The organism is Leptospira licerasiae serovar Varillal str. VAR 010 (assembly GCF_000244755.1).
Classification (GTDB): domain Bacteria; phylum Spirochaetota; class Leptospiria; order Leptospirales; family Leptospiraceae; genus Leptospira_B; species Leptospira_B licerasiae.
Genome location: NZ_AHOO02000005.1, coordinates 1323191 through 1343579 on the forward strand (window position 1 = coordinate 1323191; position 20389 = coordinate 1343579).

The 20389-nt window shown below is 40.4% G+C and carries 17 protein-coding genes; 5 read left to right on the forward strand and 12 right to left on the reverse strand.

Features of this window, described 5'->3' with window-relative positions:
* Nucleotides 1-35 precede the first annotated feature (35 nt).
* The gene (locus tag LEP1GSC185_RS06740) at nt 36-596 is read left to right on the forward strand and encodes a hypothetical protein (protein ID WP_008595661.1); all 561 of its coding nucleotides are present in this window, start codon (nt 36-38) and stop codon (nt 594-596) included.
* Between the two features lie 55 nt (nt 597-651).
* Here LEP1GSC185_RS06740 and LEP1GSC185_RS06745 read toward each other — a convergent pair whose 3' ends face one another.
* Together LEP1GSC185_RS06745 and LEP1GSC185_RS06750 are read right to left on the reverse strand one after the other, a co-directional pair.
* On the reverse strand, nt 652-2349 hold the full coding sequence (locus tag LEP1GSC185_RS06745) for a transglutaminase-like domain-containing protein (RefSeq protein ID WP_232298490.1): 1698 nt from the start codon (nt 2347-2349) through the stop codon (nt 652-654).
* A 129-nt stretch (nt 2350-2478) separates the two neighbouring features.
* Nucleotides 2479-3366 carry an LIC_13029 family protein gene (locus tag LEP1GSC185_RS06750; RefSeq protein WP_008594875.1) on the reverse strand — a complete coding sequence of 296 codons (888 nt, stop codon included), beginning with the start codon at nt 3364-3366 and terminating at the stop codon, nt 2479-2481.
* Nucleotides 3367-3503: 137 nt separating this feature from the next.
* Here LEP1GSC185_RS06750 and LEP1GSC185_RS06755 point away from each other — a divergent pair, with 137 nt between their 5' ends.
* Together LEP1GSC185_RS06755 and LEP1GSC185_RS06760 are read left to right on the forward strand one after the other, a co-directional pair.
* A complete protein-coding gene (locus LEP1GSC185_RS06755) occupies nt 3504-4526 on the forward strand; it encodes a DUF2804 domain-containing protein (RefSeq protein ID WP_008595069.1) in 1023 nt (340 codons plus the stop codon).
* Complete coding sequence (locus LEP1GSC185_RS06760) at nt 4486-5661, forward strand: acyltransferase family protein (protein WP_008596257.1); 1176 nt, start codon at nt 4486-4488, stop codon at nt 5659-5661. Before LEP1GSC185_RS06755 ends, LEP1GSC185_RS06760 begins: the two co-directional genes overlap by 41 nt.
* Here LEP1GSC185_RS06760 and LEP1GSC185_RS06765 read toward each other — a convergent pair.
* Genes LEP1GSC185_RS06765 through LEP1GSC185_RS06785 form a run of 5 tightly spaced genes read right to left on the reverse strand, consistent with a single transcriptional unit; the run spans nt 5658 to nt 11104 of the window.
* A complete protein-coding gene (locus LEP1GSC185_RS06765; protein ID WP_008595906.1) occupies nt 5658-6026 on the reverse strand; it encodes a response regulator in 369 nt (122 codons plus the stop codon). The two genes, LEP1GSC185_RS06760 and LEP1GSC185_RS06765, sit on opposite strands and share 4 nt — an antisense overlap.
* 17 nt (nt 6027-6043) lie before the next feature.
* Entirely contained in the window at nt 6044-7090 is a 1047-nt protein-coding gene (locus LEP1GSC185_RS06770) for a protein-glutamate methylesterase/protein-glutamine glutaminase (protein WP_008596465.1), read from the reverse strand.
* 6 nt (nt 7091-7096) lie between these two features.
* On the reverse strand, nt 7097-8911 hold the full coding sequence (locus LEP1GSC185_RS06775) for a chemotaxis protein CheA (RefSeq protein WP_008594858.1): 1815 nt from the start codon (nt 8909-8911) through the stop codon (nt 7097-7099).
* Nucleotides 8912-8914: 3 nt separating this feature from the next.
* Nucleotides 8915-10531 carry a HAMP domain-containing methyl-accepting chemotaxis protein gene (locus tag LEP1GSC185_RS20270; RefSeq protein WP_008593538.1) on the reverse strand — a complete coding sequence of 539 codons (1617 nt, stop codon included), beginning with the start codon at nt 10529-10531 and terminating at the stop codon, nt 8915-8917.
* A gap of 42 nt (nt 10532-10573) precedes the next feature.
* Nucleotides 10574-11104, reverse strand: coding sequence for a chemotaxis protein CheW (locus tag LEP1GSC185_RS06785; RefSeq protein WP_008595335.1), 531 nt, complete (start codon nt 11102-11104; stop codon nt 10574-10576).
* 722 nt (nt 11105-11826) lie between these two features.
* On the opposite strand from LEP1GSC185_RS06785, the gene LEP1GSC185_RS06790 reads away from it, so the two are divergent.
* On the forward strand, nt 11827-12336 hold the full coding sequence (locus LEP1GSC185_RS06790) for a chemotaxis protein CheD (protein ID WP_008593484.1): 510 nt from the start codon (nt 11827-11829) through the stop codon (nt 12334-12336).
* Nucleotides 12337-12395: 59 nt separating this feature from the next.
* Entirely contained in the window at nt 12396-13604 is a 1209-nt protein-coding gene (locus LEP1GSC185_RS06795) for a sensor histidine kinase (RefSeq protein WP_008595536.1), read from the forward strand.
* Nucleotides 13605-13616: 12 nt separating this feature from the next.
* On the opposite strand, the gene LEP1GSC185_RS06800 is transcribed toward LEP1GSC185_RS06795, so the two are convergent.
* From LEP1GSC185_RS06800 to LEP1GSC185_RS06820, 5 genes are all read right to left on the reverse strand, one after another.
* Nucleotides 13617-14891 carry a sensor histidine kinase gene (locus tag LEP1GSC185_RS06800; RefSeq protein ID WP_008595021.1) on the reverse strand — a complete coding sequence of 425 codons (1275 nt, stop codon included), beginning with the start codon at nt 14889-14891 and terminating at the stop codon, nt 13617-13619.
* Nucleotides 14892-15241: 350 nt separating this feature from the next.
* Nucleotides 15242-16453, reverse strand: a complete 1212-nt coding sequence (locus LEP1GSC185_RS06805) for an acetyl-CoA C-acetyltransferase (RefSeq protein ID WP_008593922.1) — start codon at nt 16451-16453, stop codon at nt 15242-15244.
* Between the two features lie 167 nt (nt 16454-16620).
* Complete coding sequence (locus LEP1GSC185_RS06810) at nt 16621-17592, reverse strand: YheT family hydrolase (RefSeq protein ID WP_008595317.1); 972 nt, start codon at nt 17590-17592, stop codon at nt 16621-16623.
* 42 nt (nt 17593-17634) lie between these two features.
* On the reverse strand, nt 17635-19932 hold the full coding sequence (locus LEP1GSC185_RS06815) for a hybrid sensor histidine kinase/response regulator (RefSeq protein WP_008594699.1): 2298 nt from the start codon (nt 19930-19932) through the stop codon (nt 17635-17637).
* A gap of 169 nt (nt 19933-20101) precedes the next feature.
* Nucleotides 20102-20290 (reverse strand): hypothetical protein, encoded by a 189-nt coding sequence (locus LEP1GSC185_RS06820; RefSeq protein ID WP_008593573.1) that lies wholly within the window; start codon nt 20288-20290, stop codon nt 20102-20104.
* Nucleotides 20291-20389: the final 99 nt, after the last annotated feature.

Genomic DNA, 20389 nt, shown 5'->3' on the forward strand with positions numbered 1-20389 from the left:
TCATGCAAATTAGTACTGCTATTTCGGATTTAGTATTGGCAATCTTCGCCGTATGGGCCGGTCTCTCAGTCCAGTCCTCTGCCAAAGGAAACGTCTCTAAAAAAGGAGGAGCCTATGGTCTTTTTTTGATCGGGTTAGGCGCTCTTCTTGGTGTTGTTTTCTTTTTAGGGGGAGATTGGATTAGCCCAATCTATAGACCTATCGTGCATGTTGCAGGAGTGGTTGGAGTTCCTTGGATCGGGATCGCATTTTTCAATGCAGGTTTCGGAAAGATAAACGGTAAAACTTGGAATCTACTTAGTTTGATCCTTTTGGTCTTAGCCGTATTAAGTTATCTTTATCCTTTGGGTCTATACGCTACGTTGATCGGTGCGATTGCATTGATCGCTGTTTTAGTAGTATGCATCCAAAAATACAAAGGTTCTCATAAGACAGCTGCATTGTATGGGATTGCAGGAGCCTTACTTTTCATTCTGTCCGGACTTGTGATTGGAACCGTGGGAACGATTGCCGGATTACCTAGAGTGGATCTATTCCATTACGGATTAGCCGCCGCTTCTTATTGTTTAGGATATTCTTTAAAAAGGATAGGATAATTCTAAAGAGCGCCGCAAAAGTAGTATGCAGTTGCGGCGTATACTTTCTTCCTTTCTATTCCACGATCCTCTCTTCCGATTTTTCTAATATACGATTTTTTACAGGATTCGATTTCTGATAAATTTCTTCTGCTTCAAGATCGAATCGTTTTGTAGATCTATGGGAGATTTCCGGAGTCAATTCTATGGAAATCGATCTGGTCGCCCCGCCTGCCGGTTTAGTAAAATTGGCCAAAGTGTCTCCTCCTTTGATGATGGAATGACTAGGTTGATTGAGCACTGCAAATATTATATGTTTTGCATATGTTAACCCCGCTCTTGTTCTAGGAGGGGCCAAGGGTTCCATAGGGATCCAACCGAAGGAAGGGTGCCATACTTCCGCAATTTTATGATTCAACTCCACTTTTTCTCCTACAGGGAGCCAGTTCCAAGCCATTCTGGCCGGTATCCCCGCACTCCTTAGTAGTGAAATCTGAGCGTAACTATGTTCTGTGCAGGAACCATGACCGTTTTGAAGAGCGATCGGTGCCGGATCGAATCTGCCATCTTGCTTATAGACCATGTTCTTTCGGATGTATCTATATACTGATTGTATATATTCTTCTACATTCGAGCTGGAGGATTTAAGCTCATCTCTGATCCGAATAATCTCAGGATCGGAGATTTTATAAGCAGAAGTATCCTCTAAATATTGTTTCCATTCATTCGGGATTTTCCAATCTTCCCAAGAGGTTTGGAAATTGGTAAGTCCGGAATCTATATTATATCTTGCTAATTTAGCTGAATATACCGTTTCTTCCCAGGTTTGTCCAGAGCTTAATGCAGGAATAGAGATGAGTAAGGTGCGATTGTTTTGTTTATCTTCGGTCAATTTTCCGTTCGGATGAAATTTTTCCTCGCTCAGAATTTGAGACGAAGTTTCCTGAGGCGGAATGGCTACTGCAATCTCCGTTTCGGGAGAATTTTCCTTAGGAGTGATCTTTAAGATAAAGCGTATTGTATCCTTGCTTGGTGAAAACCTATAACTTAGATTTCCTTTGAGTACGAAATTTTCCTGTCTTCCCGGATAATAATCGTTCCCGATCTTTATTAGATTTTGATAAATTTCGGACTCCGGGCTGAGGATCACCAGATCGTTTTTGAAACAGGAGATTCTACCTGCTTCTTTGGATTCCAAATGTACTGTAAAACTGTTTTTGATCTTATTCAAAATAGGATCATAAGAATGTAAATTTGTTCCGTCCTTAGAATGCCAAAAAAAGATTTCTTTTCCGGAACAATCGAACGCGAAAGAAACTTTGGGAATAGGCAGATCTTTTTGTTCTATTTCGGATCCTGTTTCCTTCTCGTAAAAAATGAGTTTATTCTCTCTGATCTCGAAAAGTTTTCCCTGAGCAAAACCGATGTTTCCCCAAAAGGCTGTTGTTTGAAAAAAGGGGATCCTTTTTTTGATTTCTAAGGAACCGTTTTTTAAAACTACAATCTCCTTTTTAAGCCTTACATAAATTTGGTCCTCGTCCTTATCCCATGCAAGACCTCTTACGGTTTCCTTTAGATCCAAACGGTTTGTGGCTCCGGTCTTTATATTCTTAATGAGGAGGCCACCTGTGTTCTTTTCGTTCATGTCCGGAAAATTGGCGGGTAAATAAAGATCTTCCCCTACCAATAAACTTCCTTGGGAGGACTTAATCTTCTCTTCAGGGGCTAAGGGAGAAAGAGGGAATGTTTTCGGTTCTGCGGCATCCCATTTCATTGAGGAATAAGCGGATTCTGAGGCCAATTCCACGGCGAATAAACAGAGATATAAGAGGATCGAGAATAAAGGAACGCGTAGATAATCCATCCGCTTTTGGACGGATTCGGCGCTAAAAATCAAACCGTTTTAAGCAGGGATCTGTTCGGAAACCTGGGTCACCCAGGAAGCATAATAGTTGGACAGAGTACGCAGGAACATTAGGTCCATATCGTTCTCGGTTCCTATCGCACGTAACGCGTTTGCGTATTGCGTCCTAAAATCGGTAAGAGGCGCAGTTTCTTGGATATAATTTCTCATAGACTGAGCTTGTTCCGGGCCAAAGCCGTATTCAGTCGACCACTTATCTATCAGTGTCCCGCAATTGTACTTACGGGAAAGAAGTATCTGGGCCAAAATATTTCGGAACATATTCTCAATGGAAACGATCGTGATCTCTTTATGATTTATCGAGATCTCGGTGATGATCTCGTCTTTTTTGTCGATCACCGCCTTAGAAGTCCCCATCTTATTGAAAAATTTAGAGAGATCGTTATAAGCTCTAAAATGTTTTAAGATCAGCTCTCTATCTTTTACATCCACAGTTCTTTGGTCTTCCGGGTGACTCATCTCTTGAAGGATAGATTCTATCACTTGGAACATGATATCGAACGTGAACTGAGTGGATTTGCCTAATAGATATCTGATCTCATTTTGGAATGCCGCATGAACGAATGAGAAAAATGCTTCTAACTTTTCGAGATTCAATACGGTGGAAGTTTTGAATACAGAGATCATATCCCGAACGAACTTGGTTCTGTCAAGGATGGGAAATAGTTCCGGGTGATTGGAATGCGTGCGGATGAAGGTCTCTTTAACTACTTTGACCGAGCCTCCCCGAACTTCTTCACTTCTGAACAATACTCGATAGAGAAGAACTGAGATCTCTCGGGAAGTTTTTTTATCTTTCAGAGTTTTTAAGTCGGAAGCTTCGAGAATTTCTCTGCTTCCTGCAGGTTTGCTCTGGATTTCACCCATGAATGGTTATGCCGATATTCCCGAACGATTGTTAGGTCGATCTTGCTAGGAAAAAGTTAATTGTAAAGCAGATTTGGTTGATGAGGTAGAAATCCCATTGATTTTTCAACTGAGCGTTCGAAAATCGAGCGAAATCTATGCAAAAAATTATCGGACCCGAAAATCAAGTACACTACGGAGTTTGGGATGGTCCGATCGAATTCAATCATCAAGATTTTACTCTTCTAGATTTTTTCGGAAAGGAGATCAAAGGGCTTAAAAAGAAGTTCGCGTTCCATTCTTTCAATTATCTAGGGATCATGATGGAAGACTGCCTGGTCGGTATTGCGGCAGTAAGTCTTGGATATGCGTATAACGTGTTTGCTTATCTGTATAAATTCGATCAGGGCAAGGTCTACGAATTCGATGTAAAAGGCCCCGACTTGGGTCTTGCTTTAAAATTCCCGGCCAATCCGGATGAATATGAGATCTCTTTCAAAAAGGGAAAGTCCTTCCTGAATATCCGAAAGTCCCATTCCGAAGGAAAACTTCTATTAGAATCAAACTTTGGAAATAAATTAGAGATCTCGGGAGAATTTCCGTATTCTCTGATCACTCATAATCCTCTTCGGGTCTTAAATCCTTCCGAACCGAGTCGTTGGACATTCACAGAAAAATGTTCTCCTTTGATCCCTGACCGTATCAGCGTAAAATACGAAAAAAAGGAACTGGTTAGTGATCCTTCCAGAACTACTATGGTTTACGATTGGTCGGGCGGTTATTTGAGAAGGGAGACAAATTGGTATTGGGCCGCGTTCTCCTCCGTTCTTCCGGATATGACTAAGATAGGGGCTAACTTTGCCGCTTTAGTAAACGAAAGTTTTTTTCCGGAGAATGCTTACTGGATCGATTCTGAAAGGCAAAGAGTTAGCAGATGTATATTTGATTTTTCTCATAAAGATCCTTATAAACCTTGGAGACTCTGGGACGAGGATGGGCGTATTCGTTTAGAATTCGAACCAAAGGGAGAAAGAAGAGAAAAAGTAAACCTGATCTGGACCAAACTATACTTCAGACAGTTTGTAGGGAAATTTTCAGGAAGTTTCAGGCCGGAAAAGGGAAGGGAAGTCCAGATCAAAGATGTCTGGGGTTTCACGGAATTTCATAGATCTCTTTGGTAGTATTCATAAATTGAAATCCGAAAATCGAATTCGTATCCTATCTATAGATCTTTTGAGAGGATTGACTGTAGCCGGGATGATCCTGGTAAATAATCCTGGCACCTGGTCCAATATGTATTGGCCTCTTAAACATGCAAAATGGGACGGGTGTACTCCTACCGACTTAGTGTTCCCTTTTTTTCTTTTTGCGGTAGGAGCTTCCATTCCTTTCTCCGTATCGAATGGAATACAAGAATTTCCTAAAATACTAAAACGTTCAGTCATTCTGATCTTTTTAGGATTGTTTTTGAACTTTTTCGGAGAATGGAGTTTTTCTAATCTTAGATTTCCAGGTGTTTTACAAAGGATCGGATTCGCGTACTTTTTCAGTGCGATTGCCTACCGTGAGAAAAATTTAAAATTCAGGATCATTCTATTTTTAACCTTATTGATTTCATATTGGTATCTTCAGGAGTTTATTCCACCTCCCGGAGCTGCGGAACCCAGTATGAAAGAAGGAAAAGACTGGGGGGCCTGGTTAGATCGAGAAGTTTTCGGACAGGCACATTTATGGAAATTCGGTAAGGTCTGGGATCCGGAAGGACTTTTGACCTCCTTTACTTCGATTGCTTCCGTATTCTGTGGGATCTTTGCGGGAGAATTTCTAAAAGTCCATTTGGAGAAAAAGGAATCTCCTCTTTCTATTTCAGGAAAGATTGTGTTGGGCGCTTTTGCTGTGTTGGTGGTAGGCGGCGTTTGGGGGATTTATTATCCTATCAATAAAAGTTTATGGACCGGGACATATTCTCTTTGGACAGCGGGCTGGGCCTTACTTGCAGTCTCGTTATTTCTAATTTTAGAAAAATATAATAGATTCGGATTTGGAGCTCTACAGGGCTTTCTTCTTCCTTTTGGTAAGAACGCTTTGTTAGTGTTTTTTGGTTCGGGGATATTTGCCAGGAGTTTGAATATAATCTTGGTCTCTTCTCCGGAAGGGAAAAGTATCCCTTTGAAAAATCTGATCTATCTAAAATATTATAAAAGCTGGATAGATTCCCCGGAGTTGAGTTCCTTTTTGTATTCGATAACTGTGCTGGCTTTGTGGTTTTTGGTCCTTTTCTTTTTGGATAGAAAAAGATTATATTGGAAAATTTAAGAACCGATTAGATGTTTTACCGCTGCGAGAAGGTCCTCGTCGTTAAAAGGTTTGATCATCCAACCCTTCGCTCCTGCTTCCTTTCCTTGCGATTTCATTGCGTCGCTTGACTCGGTAGTGAGAATAAGTATTTTCATACTTTTTCCTTTTTCAGTCTTTAGGACTTCCTTAGTGAGTTCTATTCCGGTCCTACCAGGCATATTTACGTCGAAGATGCCTATATCGAAAGGTCCTTCCGATTCTATTTTGGTAAGAGCTTCGTCCGGGCCGGCGGCCTTACATACGGAATAACCTTCTTCCGTAAGAGTGAAATCTAAAAGTTTTAAAACCGTGGGAGCGTCATCTACGCAGAGTATCTTTGTCATTTTTACCTTACCTTTGATTAATTATAACTGTTTGCCGTTCCGAAACATAGTTCCGAAATTTTTTCCGGAATATTATCGAGAGAGATTTGTTCTTTTACTCCACCCATCTCGTAAGCCTCTCTAGGCATTCCATATACTACGGATGTGGATTCGTCTTGCCCAAATGTTAATGCGCCTTTTTCGGAGAGTGCCTTGAGTCCTTTAGCTCCGTCCTTTCCCATTCCGGTGAGAAGAAAGGCGGCACAATAAGATGCCAAAGGAGATTTTGAAATTGAATTGAATAATACGTCTACGGAAGGTCTATGGCCTGAGACCTTCTCCCTTTTGTTTATTCGAATATTATAATATGGTGGATCTCCAAGTTCCATATGATGATCCCCCCTGGCTACATAAACGTTTCCTTTGGAGATACTTTGTCCTTCCTGCGCCTCCTGTACCCTTAGGGAAGAAACGGAATCCAATCTTTCCGCAAACATTCCCGTAAAATATTCGGGCATATGTTGCACTATCAAAATAGGTGGGAGTTCTGCGGGAAGATTTCGAAGCAAATATTCAATTGCTTGAGTTCCTCCGGTAGAAGCCCCTATAGCGATCAATTTAATCTTGGAAATTGTCGAACCTGTCTGTGATTTTGTTTGAGAGATTTTTTGGTTACGATTTATAACGTCGGAAACATTTGTTTTGGCGCAGGCTCGGATCTTATTCTTTAGTTCCAATACCATTCTAAGGAAATCCTCTTCGCTTCCGTCCGCTTTTTGAACGAAATCTAAGGCTCCTGCTTGTAATGAATCTAACGTAACTTTGGCCCCGGCTTCGGTAAAGGAGCTGAGCATAATGACTGGTATCGGGAATTTAGGCATCAGCCATTGTAGGAATTCGATCCCGCTTATATCGGGCATTTCCACATCTAACGTGATCACGTCCGGTTTGGCTTTTAGGATATCTTTCATCGCTTCGGTTGCTGTAGAAGATCCTACCACTGTAAATCTAGGATCTTCCTGCAATTGCGAGGCGATTATCTCACGGACAATCCGGTTATCATCTATGATATAAACCCTTATCATTCTAACTTATGCCATTCTTTCCAGACTTAGATTTGAATTCTCGCCGGTAGCCCCAGCGTTGGTCCCGTGGAATTTTTCGAATAAAAATTTGGTATCCAGAATTAAGCTCACTCTTCCGTTTCCTAAGATCGTAAATCCGTTCACTCCTTGGGCCTTTTGAATGGAAGTGGAAAGAGGTTTGATCACAATATTCTGATTTCCTAATACTTCATCCACGAGTATTCCCAAGTATCTGTCCTCATTTTCTAAAATGATCAAGACTGGATTTTTACTTTTATATTCCAGCCTTTCCCTGAGACCGAGTAGATCATTGATCCGTATCACAGGTATGTAGATCCCTCTCAGGTCCAGTACTTCTTGGTCCTTGTAAGGGTGGATTAATTTCTGATCTTTTAGACTGACCAATTCGCTGATTTCTATCGTCGGCAGGGTGAGATATGTTCCTCCCACTTCAAAAACAGTACCTTCGATAATCCCTAAGGTGAGAGGAATTCTTAGAATGAAAGTTGTACCTTCTCCTTTTTTGGAACGTACCTCCACTTTACCGTTCAGCTTTTTGATATTTTGCAGAACGATATCCATTCCGACTCCTCTACCGGAAATATCGGTGAGTTTTTCGGCAGTGGAAAATCCGGGTGTGAATATAAGTTGGAAAACTTCCTTATCACTCATCTCTTCCGGATTTCCTTTTAGGATTCCTTTCTCTCTCGCCTTGTTTATGATCTTTTCTCGATCAAGACCTCTTCCGTCATCCGCTACTAGGATCCAGACTTCGTTTGCGGATTGTCTTGCTTGTAGACGAATGATCCCTTTATCTTTTTTGCCAAGTTCAGCTCTTTCTTCCGACGATTCTAAGCCGTGATCAATGGAGTTCCTTAATAGATGGATGATCGGATCTTGTATGATCTCAACTACCGATTTATCTACTTCAGTGTCTTCTCCCCCGATCTTAAAATCCAATTTTTTCTGAGAACGTTTTTGTAAGTCTCGAACCAATCGATTCATTTTTTGGAATGTGGAAGATAGAGGGACCATCCTCATGGACAATGTGACCTCTTGCAGATCTCTGACGATCTTGTGGAGATGCCTGGCGGCCGAACGAAACCCTTCCAGCCTTAATCCTTCCAATTCAGGATGATGAATTACGTTAGACTCTGCTATTACCAATTCTCCCATGAAATCCATAAGTTGGTCCAGCTTATCAGTAGTGATACGAATGTCTTTTTTTCTCTCTACTGATTGGACTTCTTGTATAATCGGATTAACTTCTGGAGAAGTAGCCGGAAGTTTTTCTACGATTGCAGGTTTGCTCTCTTCTTCAAAAAATCCGAATCCTTTTGGTGGTGGAGGATTACTTTCCTCGAAAAACCCGAATTTGTTCTCTGCAGAAGAATTTTCCTTTTCCGGACCTTTGGAAATCCGATCCAATTGTTCTTTCAATTTATTACGGATAATCTCCGTTTCCTGTTCGAAGCCTGAGTCAGTCCTTTCCTCTTCTACTCGATCGAAAATTCTACGGAGAAGATCCAGAGTTTCCATTAAGTCGTCACTGAAATCGAACTCGGTAACTTTCTTCTGATTTCTTAATATATCAAGAAGGGTCTCTCCCAAGTGAGTGATCTTTACCACTGTTTCCAGTTTTAACAGACCGGAAGAACCCTTAAGTGTATGGAAAAAGCGAAAAGCTTTGTTTAAAGTCTCCGGGTTTCCTTGGCCTACGGTTTCAATCTCTTCTTCTAATGTTAGAAGAGAAGTTTCCGCAGAGTCGATCAGGTCGCGGGCTTCCGAAACGAATTCCGAAAGAAGATGTTCTCGATCCATATTTTATACTTTGATTTCGCCTGAGTTCTCTTCTGAACCGGAAGAATGTTCTGACTGGCTGGTTGCCTCGGAGTCTTCTTCGATCAGCGGGAGGAAATTTTTTCCGTTGGAAGCCTTTTTGGTATCACGTTTTGCATTTCCGAATTGGGAAGCGGCATGTTTCAGATCAAAATGAGGAGCATGGAAATGCGACTTGATCGGTTGATTTGTGATCGAAGTATCTCTATCCTGCTTTTTGGATTTTCCTTTGGAGGCAATTAACACTTCTTCTCTTATCTTGATCAGAGTTCCCATTACTTCTAAAAGAGTTTCCGCCTGTTCGTTTAATTCCTTTGCGGTAGAAGCTAACTCTTCGGATGCTGCTGCATTCTCTTGAGTAGCTTGGTCTAATTGTACCATTGCGGTATTGATCTGAGTGATACCTCTTGCTTGTTCATCTGAAGAAACGGAAATTTCTTGGATCAGCTTCGCAGTATTCTCTATACTTGGAACAATCTCTTCTATCAGTTTTCCTGCGTCTTCTGCACGTTCTACTGAATCTTTTGAAAGACCGTTTATCTCCTGGGCGGCAATTTGGCTTCTTTCAGCTAACTTTCTTACCTCGTCGGCAACCACCGCGAATCCTTTTCCGTGTTTGCCGGCTCTCGCAGCTTCGATGGCAGCATTTAACGCTAGTAAGTTGGTCTGGTACGCGATCTCTTCTATGATGTTTACTTTTCCTGAGATCTTTTTCATTGCATTTAAGGTTTCTAAGACGGATTTTCTGCCCTTACTTGCGTCTTTTGCAGAAGATTCCGCCATAGTGTTGGTCTCTTTTGCGTTATGTGAGTTTTGTTCAATGGTAGAAGACATCTCTTCTACTGCAGCAGTTGTTTCTTCTAGGCTTGCCGCTTGTTCGTTTGAGGATTGACTTAAGGAGAATGCGGTAGCAGAAACTTGAGCCGCCGCAGAAGAGACGGAACCTACTACTTCTAATGCAGTACTTAATGCCTTATTGACCGAAACTGTGATCCAAACGGCGCAACCCACGGCAATCAGAGAGGAAAGGATTGGGATGAGGATCATTAAGAAGGTAGTTTCCGCATACAACTCGTCCGTGTTCTTGTTTGCATCGTCCAATTCTTTTTGGGCACGATCGATCATTTGGTTTAGGAAACCTTCCATCTTGTCCAAATAACTTCTAAGCTGTATTTGGGATATCTGTCTTGCTTCAACGTTTTTGTTGATAAATGCGAGATCTAAGACTTTTTTTAGAGTGGCTCTATAATCTTTTTCTACTACTCTGAATTCCTCCATGTTTCTTTTACCCGCTTCTTGGAGCAGAGGATAGACTTCAGGTCCCAATTGGGATATGATTGCTAAGTTGGTTTCCGTTTCACCGATATATTTTTTCATATCTTCTTCTTCGGTAGAAAGGATTGTGTTTTTTTCCGCTCGAGTAACCTTGAGTATTGCAGTTCGCATTGCTAAGAGCATAGTCGATTTTTTAGCGGAAACATTAACCGCTTTAGTGACTACTGCATTAAAAGTATTCAATCGATATATTGCAAATCCCGCTACGAAGATCAGCAGAACAACTACGGTTGAGAATCCTATGGTTAATTTGGCTTTGACGCTCATTCTTCTATCCTTGCTTTATTATAAATTTCTTTTATTGGTTGTTTAGGCCGGAGTTCCGGTTTCAGGGAGTTTATCATGTAGGATCTCCAACTCATCGTCTCTCAGCAGTTTGCGCACATCGAGTAGGATTTTGACGGAATTTTCTACTTTACCAAAGGAGGCGATAAAACGGTTTGCTTCTCCATCTCCCATTTTTGGAGCAGGTTCTGTGTTTTCTGAAGGGATACTAACAACTTCGCGGACAGTGTCAACGATGAGCCCAAGGCTCTCTCCTTCGATATTTAAGATGATTACGCAGGTTTTTTCGGTATAGGGAATGGACTCCATGTGGAATCTCAGCCTAACATCGATTAATGGAACTACTTTGCCCCTGAGATTCGTTACCCCTTTGATAAAGGCCGGCATGTCGGGAACTTCCGTGATCGGTTGCATCCCGATGATCTCGATAATATATTTGATCTCTAATCCGTATTCTCTTTCGGCCAGTGAAAAGACTAAAAATTTATTCTCTAATGTATCTTCATCATCCGCTTCGTCTTCTTCCAGAAGAAGATCTATTTCGTTTTCTGCCATATTTATCCTCGATATTCTTCTTCGAATAACATTGATACTCGAAGAGAATTTGTTTTGTTTGTCTCGAATTCAACATAGCCCGTCGATTTTAACACAAAGATCGCGGGCAGACATACTAAAATAATTTATTTAAAACGATTCTTAGAGCCTTAAATTATGTCGGATCATTTTTTCGAAGCTTAGGGATCTTTCTAATACTTATGATGAATAATCCGAGTTTCGTTTTTTCAAACCGATCTTTTGCGGTTCTATCTTTTGTAAAAAACTAGACCGGTGAGATGTTCGATGGATAAAAAAATAATCCTAAAATATTTCTATTCTTTTTTGATTCCAGGCTTCTAAATTTTCGTAAGACGAACTTAACATAGAAAAAACGATACGGACTTTAAGATCTTATAAAATTATTTTAGTACTAGCTCTGAAAAAATAGAGCTAAAGGATTACTCGAGATTTTCTCGGATGAATTTTGTAGACGATTGTTCACTGTAATGCTTGATCCGATTTTGTATTTCAAAAAAACGTAAATAGATTTTCCGGAATTTCGTTGGGAATTTTCCGAAAAATATAATTTCTCTTTCTTCCTAGGAAACTGTTGTTACATTAGGTTGATTTTAAAAGTCGTATTAGAGTATACTATAGCGCAGGCGGATTGTTTGGAATCAAATCGAGTCATTGAGAAAGAGAAAAAAATCCCGTCGGTGTTTGTTAATGTAGGAGAATGTTTGTTTTCACAAACTCCGATTGCGATGAAAACCCTCTTAGGTTCCTGCGTATCGGTTTGCTTATTCGATCCGTTCAATGGATTTGGCGGAATGAATCATATACTTCTTCCAGGAAAATCGGGCGTAGATGATTCTGCAAGATTCGGGATCAATGCTATGGAATTATTGATCAATGAATTTGTAAAAAAAGGGATCCCCAGAAGTCGTTTGCAGGCAAAGATCATCGGTGGGGGCAAGGTTCTAAGGTTAGGTCCTAAAAGCGTTCCCATTGGCGAAAGGAACGTGGAGTTCGTAAAAGAATTTTTAAGATCGGAAGAAATTTCTGTTTCCGGCGAAGAAACCGGAGGGCAATATTATAGAAATCTACGTTTTTTCACTCATACTTTCGAAGTGTTTGTAAAACGTGTACAGATCGATCTAGAGAAAAATATGATCGAGAAGAATGAAGCGGCTTATTTGGACAAAATACGGGAGAATATGCGGAGAAAAACGCCGACCACTTTCTTTTAATTTCAAACGAAAATTTAGAAAGTTTGCAATTAACGATCGGCGCCGCCTAGGAGAAACGATTGAATTCCCTCGTACGCAATTTATTAGCACCCGCTATTCTTACCGAAGAGAACGGAAAAATTATAGATTCAAATGACAAGTTTGCCGAGTTGATCGGCAAAGAATTGGATGCTACTTTCGATTACCATGATTGGATCCATCCCGTGGACAGAGAGCATGAGGCCTCTTTATGGGAAAAGGATCCTAGTCTTAAACATTATGAAATGGTAAAACGTCTGAAAAATACGGACGAGATCTATTTGGCCTATCATACGGTCACTTCAAGAACGACAGACGGGAATTTGTTAACTCTATTTTTACCTATGGAAAATAGAGTTCCTTCCGATTTCAAAAATATCTCTATCCATCCGACCGGCGAAAGCGTGAAGAAGGCGGAAATTGAAATTTATCGTAAGGCTTTAGAGTTATTCGATTGGAAACAATCTCTCAAGGATAGATATTCTTCAACGGCTTGGATGGATTCCGCTATCAAGCAGATCAATATCACTTTAATGCAGGGAACCGGTGTAGGAAGTTTGATGACTGTACTTTCTATGATACTTTCCAAAGCAAAGAAAAAAGAAGGCGCGGAATTTGTAGAAATACGCTCTAATCTTTTCGATCTTCTGCAAGACGGGGTAGCAAGCGCTTCTAGGTTCACTAATTTTTTATCTTCCGCACAAGCACTTTTTGAGGAGAGCGAAACTCCGGATGAAGTAGGAACGGTCGCGGAGTTCGTGGACGTATTAAGGGAAGTTATCGATGATATCAGGCCTTCCGTCGCTCTCAAAGATCAGAAGATCCTCGTATCAGACAATTTGCATATTCTTTCCAATCGGTTGAGATTTAAGAAGCCATGGATCTTCACCATTGCGAAAGAGGTTTTGATTAACGCTTTAAAATATTCTCCGGAGAAATCCAGCGTTCTAATTTTAGTTCTTCGGATCGGAGATGAGCTACAATTTAAGGTAATCAACGATCCTCCTTTTGCAGGTTATCTCCAGGAATTCCATGAGGATCTTGTGTTCGAACCCTTCTATAGGGGTGTCAAGTTTATGGACGAACGTTTTGATCAAGAACAGTTCGGAATGGGCCTCGGTCTCCCGGTCGTTAAAAAATTGGTGGAATTACAGAATGGAAAAGTGCATCTGCAGACAATGAACCTGAATCTGGACGATACCAGAAAGGAAGGGATCTGTCTTACGATGCGTTTTCCGGTCATTGAGTAGAAGATCGATCTTCTAAACTTTTTGAGAAATGGGTAGATCCATTTCCATGAGCACCATTGTTTCTTCTTCCTCGTCCAAAAAGCTTGTCACATTGAACGTGGAAATTTTGCCCTCATGGTTCGAGACTATTTTTTCCACCAATGGCAGACCTAATCCATAATCCAAAGTTGGAATGTCTTCGTGTACATATTTTGTCAGTCTTGCAAAAGGTTGGAATACGAACTCCGATTCTTCGTTTGGGATCCCTTTTTTACTTCCTCCCTCTATCTTGGGAGAGTTTAGAACTGAAATCAAAAGTTTTCTTTTTTTCAGAGTAAATAATACATAGATCGTTGTTTCCGGTTCCGAAAATTTAATCGCATTCAGCAAGAGTTCTCCGACAGCTTTTTTAAAACTATCTTCGTGAATACCTACGATCGCTCTAGAACTTATATACTTGTCTTCGCAGATTTTTATGTGTAATCTTTTGAATCTAGCTAGTTCGTATACGTTCTGTATTTCTTTTCTAAACAGATTATGTATTTGAGAAATGGAATATTCTTCCTTAACCTGAGGGTTGTGGATAAAATAATCCATCTCGTTAAAAATTTCTATGATCCTATTTGCCGTTTCCGCATTGGATAGTAACAGATCTATTAGAGTGGCAGGAACCTCGTAATGTGTTCCGTTCCGTTTTGCCTTTTTGCGTATCAATCCGATCGCGGAGACCAATGCCCCAAAGCCGGAGCCTTGACTTAAGGAAGTTCTAATATTAGAGATCAGATAAGCGCTTTTTGTCTGTAGGTCTTTTCTGATAAGATCCTTACGAAATGAATTCCAATCTAGATCGCCCTGTATTTTGTTGAATCTTTCCGTTTCCAAATTATCCCGTAGTAGATCTAGCTCCCAATTCTCTTTTATATACCGGAGAGTTTCTTTTATCTCCTGGTGAGAAGTCTCTTTTACATCGATACAATCTAAAGCCCCCAATCGAAGCGCCTTGACTATAGTTTTAGTGTCGGGATCGTTCAGGCCCAATATAAAAGAAGGAGACCTTTTGACTGAGGAAAATTTTCGGGTTAATATCTCGAATTGAGTAATATCTAACTCAGAGTAAACGATCCCGAAGTCTCTGTCTATTTTCAGATCCTCTAATAGAGGGAAATGAAAGACCGTAAGGCCTACGTCCTCACAAATTTTGGTAATTAGTTCCGTCCTTTCGGGATCAGCCCCAACTAACAAAAAATTCTTTTTAGTCCGGTCTTCCGATAGCCGAACTTCTTTTTTTTCTAATTTAGCGTTCGTCATAGACGAGCTCCATCCAAAAGCATTCCCGAATACTCGGAAAATATCTATGTAATATATTTTTAATGAGCCATAACTCTAGAATAACGCAGGAAATTGAAATATTTAATTTTATGACTTTTGTATACTAAGATGATAAAAAGGAAAAAAATGTTTTTCTAAATTATGAGTATCAGATATTCAAAAATAATGTAACAGGAATTTTCAGAACAATAACACTTTTGGAGTATATTATAATTTACGACTAAATAGAATGTGTTAGGTGGTTCGATTGGGAATCTGGAGGCTGAATTCAAAAAAACGCCGCTTCCGGAAAGGAAAACGGCGTTTTGGAAAATCGAAAATTTGAAAGTTTAGATTCTTTCGATTACGGTCGCGATCCCCATTCCTCCGCCGATGCAGAGTGTAATAAGTGCGTAACGTTTATTCCTTCTTTCTAATTCGTCTAAAGCGGTTCCGAGTAGAATCGCTCCTGTTGCTCCCAGTGGGTGCCCTAAAGCGATCGCTCCTCCGTTTACATTGATCTTTTCCATAGGAATACCCAAGGTTTTTTGAGTGTAAAGAACTACGGAAGCAAATGCTTCATTGATTTCCCAAAGATCGATATCTTCGACTTTTAGTCCTGCCATATGCAGCGCTTTTTTGGAAGCGGAAACAGGCCCTGTCAACATGATGGTCGGGTCTTCTCCGGTAGCTACAGTGGATAGGATTTTTGCTCTTGGTTTTAAGCCGTATTTTTTGATCCCTTCGTCGTTAGCGATCAGAACGGAAGCTGCACCGTCTACAATCCCGGAAGAGTTTCCAAGCGTATGGATGTGGTTGATCTTTCCTACATCAGGATAGGATCTAAGTGCGATTGCATCTAATTCCTTTTCTCCTACAGTTTTAAAAACTGCACCTAATCCGGATAAGAATGCATAGTCAGACTCGATACGCGGGTTTTCATCGGTATCCACTACTGTACCATCTTCTAACTTAACCGGAATAATGGATTTTTTGAATGCACCTTCTTTGATCGCCTTGTCGGCTTTCAACTGGGATGATTCCGCGAATTTGTCCGCTTCCTCTCTAGTGATATTGTATTTAGTCGCAATCAGGTCCGCAGAAATTCCCTGAGGAACAAGATTATAATGTTTTTGAATATTAGGATTTCCTATATTAAAATCTCTATCTCCTAGATCCGCTCCCATTTTTACGCGGCTCATGGATTCAACTCCGCCTCCTAAACCTACAGCCATTGCTCCAGATTGAACATGATTGGCGATGTTGTTTACTGCTTGTAATCCCGATCCGCAGAAACGGTTTACGGTATATCCCGGAACGGAATTCGGCCATTGTGCAGCCATGACCGCGTAACGGGCAATACATGCAGCTTGGTCGTCCACTTGGGAAACACAACCTAAGACAACTTCTTCTACGATTTCTGGTTTTAATCCGTTTCTTTCTTGGATAGCAAGTAGAGTAGAGGCGGAAAGTTCTTGCGGGTGAACTGTTGCAAGAGTTCCTCTTTTTTTACCTTTCCCTCTTGGGGTGCGAACCGCATCGATAACGTATGCGTTGGACATAGTATTTCTCCTATAACGAAAGCCGTTCGGTTATTCTTGAACTTATGTTCAAAAACGAAATATGCTTCCAGCTTGAGTTTAGAAGAAAGGAGGGAAAAGCAAGCCGTTTTGTTTTAACGTTCTAATCGGTTTTGTCGGAAAACTTTTTGGATCTTATGAACTTCTTCTTATTCGAATATGACTTTATCGAAGACCCTAAAATACCAGCAGTCTCCCTTTAAGTTTTCATAAAATCCGTTATGACCGCCGTACTTTTGGATGAATATCCTTAGCTTGGAACTTTTAGGGATCTCTTTGAATTCGTCGGGACGTATAATCGGATCGTCCGCAGATGTTACTATTGTCAGATCCACTTTTAATTTTTCGAAATCCTTTGGGCCCAATGTATAAGAATTAAAATAATCGTCCGAGTCTTTGAACTCCGAGGAAGAAGCTACGATCCTATCGGTCATTTCCATGACGGTTTTTCCTTTCATAATATTCGGATAGGGATGTAGTTCCGGGAAGTGTACATTCTTTTTAGCTAAGGATTGTCTCCATTTGTCTAAGAAGTATTTTCCTATGATCAGTTTGGAATCCATCATTTCGGTCGCGGACTTTGGATGAAGTGGAGGGCTGACAGCGATACAATGTTTTAAATTCGGGATACTTTGTTTATTTCTGGAATGTTCTCTTGCAACTCGTATCGTAAAATTCCCGCCCATGGAAAATCCGGCCAAATATACCGGAAGTTTATGTCCGAAGTCTTTTGCCACTTTGCGGACAGCTTCGTAAGTCTCTCGTATTAAACTTCCATTAAATGGTTCCGGATTTAGATGGTGAGTGTCCCCATGATCTCTTAAGTTCAATCGAAAGATAGAAACCCCTTTATCGTAAAATCTTCTGGAAGTCCTTTGAATGTAATTTGAATCCATACTTCCTTCCCATCCGTGTATAAGCACTAGTAAGGCTTTATTTTGCGGCGATCTGGAATAATGACCTAATAATCGAACACCTTTACCCGCATTTATAACGATAGGAGATGCGGCCTTATCCATAGGATGATCCGGAGTATTCTGCCTCATTAAAGATGCTAATACAGTTTGCACAAAAGGATGTCTAAGATGAATGGGAGGTTTAAAGGGACGAAGAGTGTCCATGCCGACAATTTTTCGGATCTGGTTTTGTTAGACAAGCATTCGTCAGAGAAAATCGGTAAGAACTTTATACAATTGTTTTGGTTGGAATGGTTTGCCGATAAAACCTTCTATTCCGTGCTGAGCGCATTTTTCATAAGCTTCCGAAAAGGAACTAGCCGTAACTGCAACGATAGGAGTTTTTGCATTAGAGGAATGTAAAGCATGTATAGCGTCGGCGGTATGGTATCCGTCCATCTCGGGCATTTGTAGATCTAATAGGATTAGATCGTATTTTTTTTCGTTCGTATCTAAAAGTTTTAACGCTTCCTGACCGCTTAGAGCGGAGTCGGATTTGATCCCGGTTTTACTTAAGTGTTTGGCAAGGATCTTCAAATTGATCTCGTTATCATCCACAATAAGAACTGAACTTGAGGAGAATAAAGGAATGTTTTCGGATTGGTTCTGAGTCGGTGTGAAGGCGGATTCCGTCCCTGTTCTCAAAGGAAGAATGACGGAAAATTCAGAACCATAACCTGGTTTGGAATCTAAACGGACTTCTCCTTTCATTTTAGAAGTAAGTCTTTTGACTATATAAAGTCCAAGTCCCACTCCTTTGTATTTGCGAGTGTCCGCTAAATCTTCTTGGTGGAATGCGTCGAATATTCTTTGCCTTGCTTCTTCCTTAATTCCAATACCCGTGTCTTTTACCTTGAACACGATCGATGTCTCTCCTTCGAGATCCAAAGAAAGTGTGACCGATCCTTTATCGGTAAATTTGATGGAGTTCGTAATTAGGTTCAGTAGCACCTGTTCTATTCTTGTCCTGTCTCCTACGATCACTCTAGGAAATTTTTCGGAGATAAATATCTTGAATTCGATATTCTTTTCAGAAGCTTTAGGTTCTATTAATATACGTATAAAATCTATGAATGTTTTGATCTCGAAAGGTTCTTCCTTGATCTCCATTTTTGCGGAATCCAAGGTGATGATCTGTAGAAGATCGTCGATCAATCTGGATAAGATCTCCGTGGAATCTGAAAGATCTTTTAGATATTCCTTCTGTTCCGGATCTAATTTAGAACCTGATAGCAGGTTTGCCATTCCGAATATTCCGTTCAAAGGAGTTCTCATCTCATGCGAGATCATTCCTAAAAATTCTGACTTGGCCTTGTCTGCTTGTTCGGCCCTTTCTTTTGCTTTTTCTAAGGCCAGCTCCGATTGTTTTGCAGCGGAGATATCGGTATGAGTTCCTACGATACGCGTAGGGTCTCCATTCTCATCTTTGATGATAAGTGCTCTAGAACGAATAAATATATACTCTCCCGATTTTGTTTTGAATCTTAATACTTTATCGAATCTTTCCGTTTCTTCGGACTGATGTCTTTGGAATGCAGAAAGCGCAATCCTCAAATCTTTTGGATGAACCAATCTTCTCCATACTTGAGTGTCGTCGGAAGGAATCTCTTCGTCCGTAAATCCAAGCATCGTTTTCCATCTTTCGGAAAGAAAAAGTCGCTCAGTCTTCATATTATAGTCCCAGTATCCGTCATTGGATGCCAGATAAGTGAATTCTAATTGTTCTTTTTGTATTCTAAGTTGGTTCTCTACGTTCCGAATTTCCGTAATATTCTTACTACTAATTACGAGACCTTCGTAAACACGGCTGATATGGAGAAGATAAAATTTTAAATTTCCCTGAGCGTCTTTGATCTCGTATTCTTTTTTTTCCGCCTGTTGCGTGAGATATACTTTCTTAAAATGATCGAACATCCCTATATTCACATTTTGAGGGAATATACTATATAAATTTTTGCCGATCGAGATCTCTTTAGGAATTCCCATTTCAGCTTCTGCTGCTGGATTCATATCCTTATATGAAAAATCTATAATGGATCCTCTCTCATCGAAGACCGGTTCCAAATAATAGATTGCATCCTCATTCCTATACGCTGCCTCTCTGAAAATATCCTTTTCTTTGATCTCTTGGTTTAAGTCTTTTGCGATGGAAATGATCCAATCGTCTTGGTGGCAGAGCATAGTGGAGTCAAAATACTTTCCTGAGATTACGGACTGACGAATTCCTCTCCATTCTGAGCCGGCTTTACTGATAGATTCCATAAAAGCAGCGAACTCAGGTTTAACTTCATTCACGTCGGATCTTAGCTGTGTGAAATTTCTTCCGATAACGAAGTCCTTCTCCATTTTCAAAAGTTTAGCGCCTTGCTCATTACAATAGTGGAGTTTTATATCTTTGATCTTACCTTTATCGTCTCGGAGAAGTTCGTTCAAGTATACGGAAGTCCCATCCGAATTTTCAAAAAACTTAATAAATGTAAGTATGTCAGTCGGGATCTCGTTCATCTTCGTACTGGGGTTTTTACATCATTATAGGACGGTAGAGATCGCGAAAAAGGCCTGTAATTTCCGGAAAGAAGGCCTTAAATCCTAAATGAAAATAGCCCAGGTCTAGTATCTAAAAGAAACGAGTTGGAAAGGATTTTTTACAGGGGAGAAGAAGAAAATTCTCCCATCAAGAAACTTCCTCATCCGGCCCTGGACTTAAGGATCCATCTTCGGGGACTGCTGGGGGAGTAAGTTTCCAAAGATCGGATCTCAAAGGGTAGGTTTCTGCGATTTCCGCGGTTCGTTGTTTGGATTCTAATTTATTGCATAGATCTTGGAAGGGATGGCGAAGAAAGGAAGCTCCACGTATGCTCATATCCTCATAATTTAATAATGAGACTCAATATCAATAAAATCTTTTCCTTTTGAAAATTTTTATATTGACATTGGAAACAATAAAAGGTGATTTTGTTTC

What these genes read in the sequence shown, in the direction of transcription:
- LEP1GSC185_RS06745 (WP_232298490.1), bottom strand. Translation starts at nt 2,349, where the DNA reads ATGAAATGGGATGCCGCAGAACCGAAAACATTCCCTCTTTCTCCCTTA.
- LEP1GSC185_RS06750 (WP_008594875.1), bottom strand. Translation starts at nt 3,366, where the DNA reads ATGGGTGAAATCCAGAGCAAACCTGCAGGAAGCAGAGAAATTCTCGAA.
- LEP1GSC185_RS06755 (WP_008595069.1), top strand. Translation starts at nt 3,504, where the DNA reads ATGCAAAAAATTATCGGACCCGAAAATCAAGTACACTACGGAGTTTGG.
- LEP1GSC185_RS06760 (WP_008596257.1), top strand. Translation starts at nt 4,486, where the DNA reads ATGTCTGGGGTTTCACGGAATTTCATAGATCTCTTTGGTAGTATTCAT.
- LEP1GSC185_RS06765 (WP_008595906.1), bottom strand. Translation starts at nt 6,026, where the DNA reads ATGACAAAGATACTCTGCGTAGATGACGCTCCCACGGTTTTAAAACTT.
- LEP1GSC185_RS06770 (WP_008596465.1), bottom strand. Translation starts at nt 7,090, where the DNA reads ATGATAAGGGTTTATATCATAGATGATAACCGGATTGTCCGTGAGATA.
- LEP1GSC185_RS06775 (WP_008594858.1), bottom strand. Translation starts at nt 8,911, where the DNA reads ATGGATCGAGAACATCTTCTTTCGGAATTCGTTTCGGAAGCCCGCGAC.
- LEP1GSC185_RS20270 (WP_008593538.1), bottom strand. Translation starts at nt 10,531, where the DNA reads ATGAGCGTCAAAGCCAAATTAACCATAGGATTCTCAACCGTAGTTGTT.
- LEP1GSC185_RS06785 (WP_008595335.1), bottom strand. Translation starts at nt 11,104, where the DNA reads ATGGCAGAAAACGAAATAGATCTTCTTCTGGAAGAAGACGAAGCGGAT.
- LEP1GSC185_RS06800 (WP_008595021.1), bottom strand. Translation starts at nt 14,891, where the DNA reads ATGACGAACGCTAAATTAGAAAAAAAAGAAGTTCGGCTATCGGAAGAC.
- LEP1GSC185_RS06805 (WP_008593922.1), bottom strand. Translation starts at nt 16,453, where the DNA reads ATGTCCAACGCATACGTTATCGATGCGGTTCGCACCCCAAGAGGGAAA.
- LEP1GSC185_RS06810 (WP_008595317.1), bottom strand. Translation starts at nt 17,592, where the DNA reads ATGGACACTCTTCGTCCCTTTAAACCTCCCATTCATCTTAGACATCCT.
- LEP1GSC185_RS06815 (WP_008594699.1), bottom strand. Translation starts at nt 19,932, where the DNA reads ATGAACGAGATCCCGACTGACATACTTACATTTATTAAGTTTTTTGAA.
- LEP1GSC185_RS06820 (WP_008593573.1), bottom strand. Translation starts at nt 20,290, where the DNA reads ATGAGCATACGTGGAGCTTCCTTTCTTCGCCATCCCTTCCAAGATCTA.